Annotated in this window: 9 protein-coding genes; 3 read left to right on the top strand and 6 right to left on the bottom strand. The window is 38.2% G+C overall.

Annotation, left to right across the window (positions count from 1 at the left end; genetic code table 11):
* Entirely contained in the window at positions 1-1,248 is a 1,248-nt protein-coding gene (hutI, locus tag GFH32_RS04530) for an imidazolonepropionase (protein WP_153509945.1), read from the bottom strand.
* A gap of 2 nt (positions 1,249-1,250) precedes the next feature.
* Positions 1,251-2,816 carry a histidine ammonia-lyase gene (hutH, locus tag GFH32_RS04525; RefSeq protein WP_153509944.1) on the bottom strand — a complete coding sequence of 522 codons (1,566 nt, stop codon included), beginning with the start codon at positions 2,814-2,816 and terminating at the stop codon, positions 1,251-1,253.
* A gap of 77 nt (positions 2,817-2,893) precedes the next feature.
* Between hutH and GFH32_RS04520 the strand changes: the two genes are divergently transcribed.
* The gene (locus tag GFH32_RS04520) at positions 2,894-3,796 is read left to right on the top strand and encodes a LysR family transcriptional regulator (RefSeq protein ID WP_153509943.1); all 903 of its coding nucleotides are present in this window, start codon (positions 2,894-2,896) and stop codon (positions 3,794-3,796) included.
* Positions 3,797-3,892: 96 nt separating this feature from the next.
* Here the strand turns inward: GFH32_RS04520 and GFH32_RS04515 are convergent, their stop codons facing one another.
* The 3 genes from GFH32_RS04515 to GFH32_RS04505 are packed head-to-tail and all read right to left on the bottom strand — an operon-like array spanning position 3,893 to position 7,121.
* Complete coding sequence (locus tag GFH32_RS04515) at positions 3,893-5,161, bottom strand: AI-2E family transporter (RefSeq protein ID WP_153509942.1); 1,269 nt, start codon at positions 5,159-5,161, stop codon at positions 3,893-3,895.
* Between the two features lie 15 nt (positions 5,162-5,176).
* Positions 5,177-6,358, bottom strand: a complete 1,182-nt coding sequence (locus GFH32_RS04510) for an MFS transporter (protein ID WP_153509941.1) — start codon at positions 6,356-6,358, stop codon at positions 5,177-5,179.
* A 7-nt stretch (positions 6,359-6,365) separates the two neighbouring features.
* Positions 6,366-7,121: a TrmH family RNA methyltransferase gene (locus GFH32_RS04505; protein ID WP_153509940.1), complete on the bottom strand. Its 756-nt coding sequence runs from the start codon at positions 7,119-7,121 to the stop codon at positions 6,366-6,368.
* 7 nt (positions 7,122-7,128) lie between these two features.
* On the opposite strand from GFH32_RS04505, the gene tamL reads away from it, so the two are divergent.
* Complete coding sequence (tamL, locus tag GFH32_RS04500; protein ID WP_153509939.1) at positions 7,129-9,477, top strand: translocation and assembly module lipoprotein TamL; 2,349 nt, start codon at positions 7,129-7,131, stop codon at positions 9,475-9,477.
* Here tamL and GFH32_RS04495 read toward each other — a convergent pair.
* Positions 9,474-9,959 carry a hypothetical protein gene (locus GFH32_RS04495; protein ID WP_228384218.1) on the bottom strand — a complete coding sequence of 162 codons (486 nt, stop codon included), beginning with the start codon at positions 9,957-9,959 and terminating at the stop codon, positions 9,474-9,476. The two genes, tamL and GFH32_RS04495, sit on opposite strands and share 4 nt — an antisense overlap.
* A 171-nt stretch (positions 9,960-10,130) precedes the next feature.
* Between GFH32_RS04495 and serS the strand changes: the two genes are divergently transcribed.
* Positions 10,131-11,402, top strand: coding sequence for a serine--tRNA ligase (serS, locus tag GFH32_RS04490; protein WP_153509938.1), 1,272 nt, complete (start codon positions 10,131-10,133; stop codon positions 11,400-11,402).
* Positions 11,403-11,407: the final 5 nt, after the last annotated feature.

The raw sequence follows: 11,407 nt of genomic DNA, 5'->3' as shown, positions 1-11,407 counted from the left end.
CTATTTAGTAAACATCAATTCTCCGCGCTTCCAAACAAAACGGGGGTCTAAGGATCCTTGGAGATAAGTGATATTTTGATAATTATCCGTTTTATAAATATTAAAATCAGCAACCTTACCAACTTGCAATTTCCCTCGATCCTTCAGATTTAAAGCATTCGCCGCACGAAAAGTAACAGCTGCAAATATTTCTGCATTGCTCAACTTTTCTTTGCTTGCTAAGATGCTAGCACTCGCAATTAATTTACCCATGGGTGCAGAGCCTGGATTCCAGTCAGTCGCAATAGCCAAAGATGCTCCCGCATCCAATAAGCGTCTCGCAGGAGTAAATGGACATCCTAGACCAAGAGATGCCGCAGGTAATGCTACAGCAACAACATTCGAATTTGCCAACATGGCTATCTCAAGATCAGAAGAAGCTTCCAAATGATCGGATGATATAGCAGCCAGCTCAACTGCAACCTTAGAACCTGAGTTGCTAAATTGATCAGCATGAATAGTTATATCAAAGCCCAATGCTTTTGCCTTTATTAAATATTCTGTCGCCTCGTCAGCCGTAAAAGCAGTCTTCTCAATAAATATGTCTATCCGATTGCACAAACCTTCAGACTTTAGAATCGGGAATAATTCATTGACCATATGTGTTAAATATTCCTCTGCAGTTCCGGAAAAGTCTTTAGGGAGCATATGAGCGGCCAAACAGGTACTCACTAAGTCCGCTTGACAATTTTGATCGGCAGCAGCAATTGCACGTAGTGACTTTAATTCCTCCGAAACAGAAAGACCATAACCACTCTTAACTTCAATAGTCGTGACACCTTGCTTCAGAAGCTGATTCGCTCGTTCTATCGTTAACTCTTTAAGCTCCTCTAGTGAACATTCACGTGTACTTTTAACCGTATTCCAAATACCCCCGCCAGCTTCTGCGATTTCTAAATAAGAACTTCCTGCATTTCGCATAGCAAAATCATTCGCACGATTACCAGCGAATGCAATATGAGTATGACAATCAATATACCCCGGAACGGCGATATAATCCCCTTCCAATCGATGCAGTTCAACACTGTCTCCTAACTTCAACGCTAAGGTTTCAAAGTCGTCAATTTCGCGAATCTGTCCATCCTGAGTCCATATTCCAACATCGACGAGTATTTCTAATTGATCGTCGCGTAGCGCGCCCTTATCAGGCAAACTAGCCATGGTCAATAACTGTTTAAACGGACCTATTAATTTTCCTTGTTTTTTCATAATTAACATTCAAAAAAATTGGCTCCATTACCCAAATAATTAACGCTTTTCTCCTTTGAAATAGTTTGCGCCAATTCGACTAATTCTCCAGACTTAACTAAAGCTAAAGCTTTATCTAAAAAGTCCGTCATTGGCTGATCTTCCTCGATATGCGGAATGATTTCACGTATGCGGCCATGTATTGCTTCAATTATGGGTGTTGATAACAACGGTTGATGATAGTCTTTTGCCTGAGCGGCACAAAGTAATTCAATACTCAGAATCTTATCTACATTATCTAAAACCTGTAGTAGTTTACGTCCTGAAATCGACCCCATACTAACATGATCTTCTTGTCCTAGAGAAGTTGGAATACTATCAGCACTCGCCGGAAAACAGAGTCCTTTATTTTCACTGGCTATCGCCGCTGTGCTATATTGAAGAATCATAAAACCGGAATTCAATCCTGTAGATTTCATTAATAATTTTGGAACGCCGTTCGTTTGTCCTTCCAGGGATAGATATACTCGACGATCAGAAATATTACCTAATTCCGAAACAGCTAAGGTCGCATAGTCTAATGGAAGAGCAATTGGTTGTCCATGAAAAGATCCTCCGGAAATGGTCAATTCGCCATTAATAATAATCGGATTATCTGTAACAGAATTAATCTCCGTTTCAATAATCTCTTTTAGATGCAACCAAGTATTCCTTGAAGCGCCATGAACCTGAGGGATACAACGCAATGAATACGGGTCTTGTACTCGAGAGCAGTTCTTATGAGATTCCAAAATAGTTGAACCCTTCAGCAAATTATAGATTGTAGAGGCGACAAATACATTCCCTTTGTAAGGCCTCAACTCATGTAATTCTTTATAAAATGGTTTGATCGAACCGTTTAAGCCCTCAATCATTAAAGTCGCTACTAAATCTGCTGTACTCAACAATCGATTCATTTCAATAACTGCCTTAACTCCATGAGCAGCCATAAATTGTGTGCCGTTGATTAACGCTAAACCTTCTTTTGCAGCAAGATGAATACCTTTCAAATCGAATAAATCCAAAACCTCTTGCGTATTCTTTATTTCGCCATTATACCATACTTTACCTAAACCTATAAGCGGTAAGAAAAGATGCGATAATGGTGCTAAATCACCCGAAGCACCAACTGAGCCTTGTTTTGGAACAATTGGAATTACATTGTTCTCAATATGCCAAATAATGCGATCAACCGTACTGAGCTGAATACCCGAGAACCCTTTCGCAAGGGCATGAACCTTTAAAATTAACATTAGCTTACTAAGTTCCATTTCAATCGGTTCGCCAACACCGACAGCGTGACTCTTAAGAATATTTTCTTGAAGCTTTTTTGTATCGCTAGCGCTAATTAAGGATGTACACAAAGGTCCAAAACCAGTATTAATCCCATAAACCACCTTACCTGCATCTACAATTTCTTGAACGTATTGCGCACTTTGATTAATAGCAGCTACACTATCTTCGGCCAAAACTCCCTTGATCTCTCCCTTCGTTATCGCTATTGCAACAGCACTAGTTAATTTCTCTTTTCCGTAATTAAATGATTTCATCTTAAAAAGCTATATATCCAAATCTAGCCCCTATATTTGATAATCAGTAATATCAAATTAATCAACAATTGATAACTATGAATTATCAAATAGAACTCAGACATCTACATTATTTCAAGGTATTAGCGGAGGAATTACATTTCCGAAGAGCCGCAGAGCGTCTATTTATAGCGCAGCCTGGCCTATCCAGACAAATCAAGCAGTTGGAAGAGTTTTATCAAACACCTTTATTTTTGAGAGATAAACGTAATGTATCATTAACGAATGCGGGTGTTTATCTAAAGAACGAGGTGGATTTTCTTTTTAATCATTTGAACTCGATAAAAACGCAGGTTGAAAAAATTGCTGAGGGGAAAATCACATCTTTAAAATTGGGTTTTATAGGTTCCGCTGTACAAGCAATATTGCCGGAATTGTTAGCAAATTTGAAACATCAACAGCCACTAATCGATATTACGCTGAACGAACTTAGCAATGAAATTCAGCTTGAGATGCTCTTAAAGAATGAATTAGATTTTGGTTTTGTTCGCATTAAGGAGACGCCCATTGGCTTGCAATCAATTTCGATTTTAACGGATCACTTCGCACTTGTCGTACCTAAAAGTCATCCACTCGCTAAAACGAAAAAAGTAAATCTCCAAGATTTCAAACAGGAGTCATTTATACTATTTTCCAAAGAATACAGTAAATCATACTATGAATTGGTGATGAGTATTTTTCAAGATCAAGGGTTTCAGCCTCACGTTGCATTAAAGACCGTGAATGCATTAAGTATTTTCAACCTAGTTGCTCAAGGAATCGGCATAGCCATCGTGCCCTCTTCGCTCAAAAAAGGTTATCATACGCATGTCGATTTCCTAGAATTACAACATATACCCCAACGAACTACACTATCCCTATTGTGGAATCAAAACAATCGTAATCCTGGAATCGAATTATTGTTAGAAATCTTAAAAAAGATATGTCCAAAAGAGAGCTAACCACTGTACCACCTAATACTAGATGAAATACAAAATGACACGTTAAGAGACTTAAAACCCAATAAGCTGGTTAGTATCTGCTGATTCTAATCAACACTATTTCTCATTCTCTTTTTCTTCCTCCTGATCATTCAACGGAAGTACTTCAGACTCATTAATCTCTCTATAGGATACCTCAGTCTTAGGTTCGTCGGTATTCTCATCTGTACTAACATTCACATCTACTTCAACCTTCTGCTTGTTCTTTGGCATACGAACGATCCCCCACTTCATTAACAATTCCTGAGTAGAATTACGTTTAAGATGCATTTTCTCTGGTTCCCCAATTAAGAATCCAACAGCAGACATGCCAGGGGAAGCGTCAAAAATCACCTTTAATGTAGCGATAAGTGGCAACGCTAAGATTAAACCTGCTAAGCCGAAAAGCATACCACCAAGCAAAATTCCAATAACTGCCATCAATGGGTTAATGCTTACTTTACTTCCAACAATATTTGGCGTGATGATATTCCCCTCTAAAAACTGAACAACTTGAAACCAAGCAATTACACCGACGGCATACCAAGCATTGTCTTTAACGGCCAATGCAAACAAAGCCGGAAGAATAGAACCTATGGCAATACCAATATATGGGAGTAACATTAAAAGAGAAGCCAAGGATCCAAAAAACCATGCGTAATCAATGCCTAGCAGCATTAAACCACCAGTGTTTAGAACAGCTACAATTCCCATTACTGTCACTAAACCAACTAAATAACTTTGTACGACTTCATAAATCTTGTTAAGAACCTCATTTACTTTGTGTTGAGGAGATTTACGAAACGCTTTAAAGAAAAACTCGCGAAAAAAATCACGATAATAAAGTAAAAAGAATACATAAAGCGGCACCAAAATAGCGCTAGCAAGCATATTTCCTATGGAGCCGAAAGTTGCAGTAACCATCCCACCAGCATTTTCCAAAGCTTTATTCCCCTGATCACGCAACTGTTCCATTACTTCTGAGCGATGAATTCCAAACTGGTCTTCAATCCATGTTTGTCCTCGTTCTAAAACAGATAATACCTTTTCAGTAATCGAACTCGCATCCTTACCAATAATGATACTTTCGTGAACAATAAACCAAATTAAGCCGGATATAACTGCAATTGCGATGATAACAGCTAGGATTGCAGAAAATGCTTTTCCAAGATGCAGTCTTTCGAAAAAACGAGCTAGCGGGAAAAGTGAAATTGCTAAGAGAATGGCGAATAACAATGGTAAAAGTACCCCTTGAGTAACATACATTAGCCCTATAAGCAGTACAGTAGCAAATAAGGAAGCTGCGAGGTCAAAAGAGTACGGTCTTTTCGGCGAGCTGTTTTCCATAAGATTTAAATTAAATTAGTTAATGTGTTTTTTTGCTTTTTTATCCCAATACAGCACATAAACGAACGCTAAGAATACAATAAGAGCGTCACCATACATAATGTATGGAATTCGTTTAATATGATCATGGAATATGTATCCAGCAAATAATGCGCCAGCACCGATTCCTGCTTCTAATGCAATGTACATTGTCGCCATTGCTTTCCCTCGATATTGAGGTAACGACAAGTCTATTGTCCAAGCATTTACAGCCGGAGAGAAAATTCCTGTTCCAATTCCATACAAACAGGCGCCAATAACTAAATTAAGGATAGTATCACTAAATCCAATATAAAAGATAGAAATAGTGATAATAAATAAACCTACTTTCATCACGGAAATACGACCATAGCGATCTGCAATTTTTCCAGACACAAATCGTATAGCAATTGAGGCCAATGTATAGGCTAGGAAAAACATCCCTTTATTTGCGATCCCAAGATGTTCGCTCCAATCAGGAATCAACGTTAGAATAACTCCATAAGCGGTATAAGATAAAAGAGTTACGATAGCTGCTGGAATTACGCGAACTTCAATAATATCTCTTCTAGAGATCTTCAGCATTTTAGGAGAAAATCGCTGCCTTGTTTTCAAGGTTTCCTTCATGTTCAACACGATAATGATCGATAAGAATGCGAAGGCTGAGGAAGAATAGAACATGGTATTTAAACCGTAATCCATAGCAACATAGGATCCGATTGCAGGACCTATTGCTCCTCCTATACTAAAGCAGAGTCCATGCATACCTAGTGCTTCTCCCCATCGAGTTGAAGGAATAATATCTGCTATATAAGCGGAGGTTGCAGTAGGCTTAAAGCCGGTAGAAAAGCCATGAACTAGTCGAAGTAGAAAAAAACCAGAAATACCGGTAAGTATCGGGTATAAAAAGCCGCAAAGTACACAAACAATTGACCCAATTGCCATCACTGGGACTCTCCCCCATTTATCAGTCAAACGACCAGAGAATGGTCTTGAAATTCCCGCCGTTAGTGTAAAAAGTGAAATGATTAACCCTTTATGCTCCGCTCCTCCCAATGAAGAGAGGTAGTTTGGCAATTCAGGAATAATCATGTTAAAGCTCGCTGAAAATAGTAGGGAACTTAAACAAAGTAAACCAAATTGGAGGGTGTAAAGCTTTTGTTCTTCTGGAACTTCCATTCAGAGATTAAATTTTCAGCAATGATTGTCTCGCTATTTCGGAACAAAACAAAGTGGTTGCAATGGCGACATTCAATGATTCCGCTTGCCCAATCCTTGGAATTGTCACAGCATGATCTATCCTAGGTAACAGAGATTTTCGAATTCCATTTCCTTCGTTGCCCATTAAGATCAAGCCGGAAGTCTTGAAATCAGTGTCGTAAATGGATTCGCCATCTAAGAGCGCTCCAAAAACTGGTAGTTCACTTTTCTGGAGAAAATCTTCCAAATCGACGTAATGAATCTTTACACGAGAAAGTGACCCCATCGTTGCTTGAACGACCTTAGGATTATAGCAATCAACGGTACCAATCGAGCATATAATAGACTCTATACCAAACCATTCTGCCGTCCGAATGATTGTACCTAGATTACCAGGATCTTGAACATCATCTAAAACGAGGCTATGCTTATTCATCAATAAGTCTGGGTTTAACTCAGTAAGATCTGGAATCTCAACCAAAGCCAACGCCCCCTGTGGATTCTTAAGCTGACTTATTTTACTTAATTCTACCTCGTTGAGCTCTTCAAGTTTTATATTTTGAGGTATTTTACCCAATTTTGCAGCAGCTTCTGCTGTAGCATATATTTTTTGTATCTTGTAATTAGAGCTAGCAAATTCTAATACAGATTTTATTCCTTCTACAACAAACATCTGCTGTTGGTTTCGGAATTTTTTATGCTGCAACGATGCAATTAGACTGATTTGTGCTTTTGACAACATAGGGTGAATGACTAAACAACGAAGTATTTTATTTTTTGCAAGTATAACGTTTTTACTGCTATTTTTTGCTTCTTGTCGTTCGGCAAAGTATCTAGAAGATCAACAAACATTGGTCACAGATATCGATATTAACGGTATGAGCCCCGAGTTGAAAGAACATACGCAAATGTATGTTGCCAATGAGATCAGACCCAATTCACCCCTATATTTAACCATTTACAACATCTTTAATACCAACAACGGTCGCTATAAAACTGAAAAGATAAAAAATGTAGGTGAAGCTCCTCATATTCTAGATTCTGCGGTCGTAGAACTATCGGCAAACCAAATTCAACGGTACCTTCAAACAAAAGGATATTTCAATGCTTCTGTAACTCCGAACATATCGATTAAGAACAAAAAAGCAAAGATTGAGTTCAATGCAATTTTGGGAACGCCTTATTTGGTCAATGATATTTCGCGAACGGTAACTGATCCGCAAGTACGCGCGCTTTATGAAAGCAAAGTCATGCCGAAATCTAGTATTCAAAAGGGAAAGCAATATGATGCGGTTGATTTTTATAACGAACGTGAGAACATGTATAATCAGATGCGTGAAAATGGCTACTATGATTACCTAAGGCAATATATGCGTGTCGGACTTGATACGCTCGGAAAATCATACAGCACCGACATCAAATTGCAAGTAAGTGACCCATCAGATTCTACAAAACATAAAGTCTATACCATTAACGATGTATATTTACGAATAGAAGCGCCAGAAGCAGGGTTAAAAAGAAATGATAGCGCAAGATTCGACAGTTTTACAAAAATCAATTTCACCGACCAAACAAACCGTTTCAAATTAAGACCGATTGCGAGATACGCTTATTTAAGGAGTGGGCAGATCTACAACAGTGATAATGAAGAATTATCCTACGATCGACTTTATGAAATGAATGGGTTTCGATCGGTTAAGATCAACTATGATAAAAAAGACTCTTCAAAATTAGACGTTTACTATAATCTTATTCCGCGTTCAGCAATGAGCAATCAGATTGAGGGAGAATTTACGTTTTCGTCAGGAATGAGTGGTTTTAACGTTGGTAATACATTCTCTCATCGAAACGTATTCGGAGGGTCAGAAACAATAGAAATTAAACTTCGATACGGCGTACTCTTTGACACGCGATTACCAGGAAGCTTAACTGATAAAATCTTTAATAACGACTTACAATTTGGTGTGAATTTATCATTCCCAAGGCTCCTTACCCCATTCGGTATACGCAGTGTAGGGCGATACGGTATTCCCAGAACAACGTTTTCCTCAAGCTTACAGCTATTCTTTCAGGACCAAACCTATGCAAATAGATATTGGATCAATAGCCTGAACTATATGTGGTACCAATCAAGCAATAGTTTACATAGCTTGACACCGGTCGTAATTGAATATAGAGATGGGAGATTAAATGATGCCTTTCGGCAGCAATTGTTAGAGGAAGGATATCAATTATATGTAGAAAGTAATCATCGCCAATATTTCGGATTAGGGGCACAATATTCCTATACTTTCAATTCACCTAAACTAACAAAAAAAGAGACGTTCAATTATTTCCGAGGAGGGGTAGATATCTCTGGAAACTTACTTGGACTGTTGGGTAATGTCGTCAATTTTAAACAGAATGAAAATGGCGAAAAGCTATTATTTGGCGTGCCTTTCCTACAATACATCAAGGGAGAAGTCGATTACCGTTGGTATAAATATTTAGGTGGAAACAAACAATTTGTCTTTCGATTTAACTCGGGGGTTGCCGTTCCTTATGGCAACAACTCCAAACTGATGATTTTCGAAAAAAGTTTCTTTGCTGGAGGTATGAACGGCATACGTGCATGGCAAGCGAGAACACTTGGACCCGGTGGTTATAATAGAGAAGTTGTACGCGAAGAACTTCGAGTAAACTTGAGAAACCTGGATCAATTGGGGGAAATTAAATTGGAAACCAATGCCGAATATAGATTCAGACTATTAAACAACTTCTTTGGAGCAAAGCTTAATGGTGCAACATTTATTGATGCCGGAAATATTTGGAACCTCCGCGAAAACAACATCAACTTAGACGGCGAATTCAAGTTCAATAAATTCCTTTCGCAAGTAGCTATAGGAACAGGATTTGGATTAAGAGTCGATATGGATTATTTTATCATCCGCTTAGATGCGGGACTCAAAGTGAAAGATCCACAATTTAAAGGAAAAGAACAATGGGTTATTCGTAGATTATTTAATTCCAAGGATTTTAAACAAGTGTACTTTGACGCCCATAAACCCGATCGTTATAATTTCATGCAATACAATTTCGGGGTTGGAATGCCTTTCTAAATCAGATCTTTAAGACCCAAAATTGTCGACTCGATTAATTGCTTTACGTCAAGGCCCTTGCTATAATTTAAATACAAATAGGCAACAGCCAAAATCGCTAGCGTTACTAAAAAGCGTTTAAACTTGTAGGCGATAAATAAGATCAACAAAGGCAATATTATCAGTAACATTCCCGAGATCTTATATGGTGTGATTCCTTTCTCGGTTACACGTAGAAAATACAACTTACCAATATCTTTATGCGGACTTTTGTGTTTAAAAAAAACAAACGTGGAAGATTCGATAGGATTTGCTGTAACAGCTACGCCATCATTAAACTGTAAATCTTGTTGGAAACCATTTATATTAAATTTATAGCTTCCTTGAATTCCATTATTGGTCTTATTTAGGCTATCAACCGCGATAATTGCCAGCTTTCCATTTTGGGACAAATTTTCTTTAACATCAAAATCGGCAATATTAGCATTTTGTGCCCAAGCCATTTGTGTAAATAAATGGCATATACTGATGAGGAACATTAGGGCGGACAGCTTTTTCATGATGCAATGATACAAAATTGTAAGGATTCAAAAAATGAAACACTGCATTTTCGACTTCATTAATTACATAGGTCTTCTTATCTTTGTGCTTTATTTTAACAAAAGTAAAGTTATATGTTGCAATTAAATTACATCCGCGAAAACAGGGATAAGGTAGTTGAAAGACTTGCTGTCAAGAATTTCAACGACGCTGATTTGGTAGACCAAATCATAGCATTGGATGAACAACGTCGTAAAATCCAAAACCAATCTGACTCTATAGCTGCGGAAGCTAATTCGTTAGCAAAACAAATTGGAGATCTAATGCGTCAGGGCAAGAAGGAAGAAGCTGAAGCTATTAAATCACAATCTGCATCATATAAAGAACAACAAAAAGAATTTACAGACGAATTAGAGCGAGTTGAAGTGGAACTCCACAACAAGTTAGTTCAGCTTCCTAATTTACCATATAGCCAAGTACCAAAAGGTTTAACCCCAGAAGACAACGAAGTTGTACTAGAAAATGGCGAGAAGCCAAACCTAGCAGAAGATGCGCTGCCTCATTGGGAACTTGCTGCTAAATATGATATCATTGATTTCGAATTAGGAACAAAGGTAACCGGTGCAGGATTTCCGGTATATAAAGGCAAAGGTGCTAGACTTCAGAGAGGTTTGATTAATTTCTTCTTAGATGAGGCTGCAAAAATGGGATATGGAGAAGTCCAAGTTCCTATCGTTGTGAACGAGGCTTCTGCTTATGCTACAGGACAACTACCGGATAAAGAAGGACAGATGTATCATGTGACGAACGATGACCTATATTTAATTCCAACGGCCGAAGTTCCTATTACGAACATCTATAGAGATACCATTGTTAAAGCCGACGATTTTCCTATTCGCCATTGCGGTTATACTCCATGTTTCCGTCGCGAGGCCGGTTCTTACGGTGCGCATGTACGTGGACTAAACCGTTTACACCAATTCGATAAAGTGGAGTTAGTACAAATTGTTCATCCCGACAATTCTTACAACACACTTGAAGAAATGAGCGCCTACGTTCAATCATTGCTACAAAAACTTGGATTACCATACCGCGTTTTAAGACTATGTGGTGGTGATATGAGCTTCACAGCTGCAATGACCTACGATATGGAAACTTACAGCGCAGCTCAAAAAAGATGGTTAGAGGTGTCTTCGGTTTCTAACTTTGAAACATACCAAGCGAACAGACTGAAGGTTCGTTTCAAAAATGAAGAAGGTAAAACACAATTAGCACATACACTCAATGGTTCGGCACTAGCACTACCACGAATTGTAGCGACATTATTAGAAAACAATCAGACTGACAAGGGAATTAAAATTCCAGAAGTACTAATTCCATACGTTGGATTTGAGTATATCGACTAATCATT

It is taken from the genome of Sphingobacteruim zhuxiongii, from assembly GCF_009557615.1.
In the GTDB taxonomy this organism is placed as follows: domain Bacteria; phylum Bacteroidota; class Bacteroidia; order Sphingobacteriales; family Sphingobacteriaceae; genus Sphingobacterium; species Sphingobacterium zhuxiongii.
Note: the sequence above shows the minus strand (reverse complement) of the source record. Positions and strands in the feature narration are given on the sequence as shown.

Bases quoted from the DNA above. Each gene is read 5' to 3' on its own strand.
- GFH32_RS04520 (WP_153509943.1), top strand. From the start codon at position 2,894: ATGAATTATCAAATAGAACTCAGACATCTACATTATTTCAAGGTATTA.
- GFH32_RS04510 (WP_153509941.1), bottom strand. From the start codon at position 6,358: ATGGAAGTTCCAGAAGAACAAAAGCTTTACACCCTCCAATTTGGTTTA.
- hutH (WP_153509944.1), bottom strand. From the start codon at position 2,816: ATGAAATCATTTAATTACGGAAAAGAGAAATTAACTAGTGCTGTTGCA.
- GFH32_RS04495 (WP_228384218.1), bottom strand. From the start codon at position 9,959: ATGGCTTGGGCACAAAATGCTAATATTGCCGATTTTGATGTTAAAGAA.
- hutI (WP_153509945.1), bottom strand. From the start codon at position 1,248: ATGAAAAAACAAGGAAAATTAATAGGTCCGTTTAAACAGTTATTGACC.
- GFH32_RS04515 (WP_153509942.1), bottom strand. From the start codon at position 5,161: ATGGAAAACAGCTCGCCGAAAAGACCGTACTCTTTTGACCTCGCAGCT.
- serS (WP_153509938.1), top strand. From the start codon at position 10,131: ATGTTGCAATTAAATTACATCCGCGAAAACAGGGATAAGGTAGTTGAA.
- GFH32_RS04505 (WP_153509940.1), bottom strand. From the start codon at position 7,121: ATGTTGTCAAAAGCACAAATCAGTCTAATTGCATCGTTGCAGCATAAA.
- tamL (WP_153509939.1), top strand. From the start codon at position 7,129: ATGACTAAACAACGAAGTATTTTATTTTTTGCAAGTATAACGTTTTTA.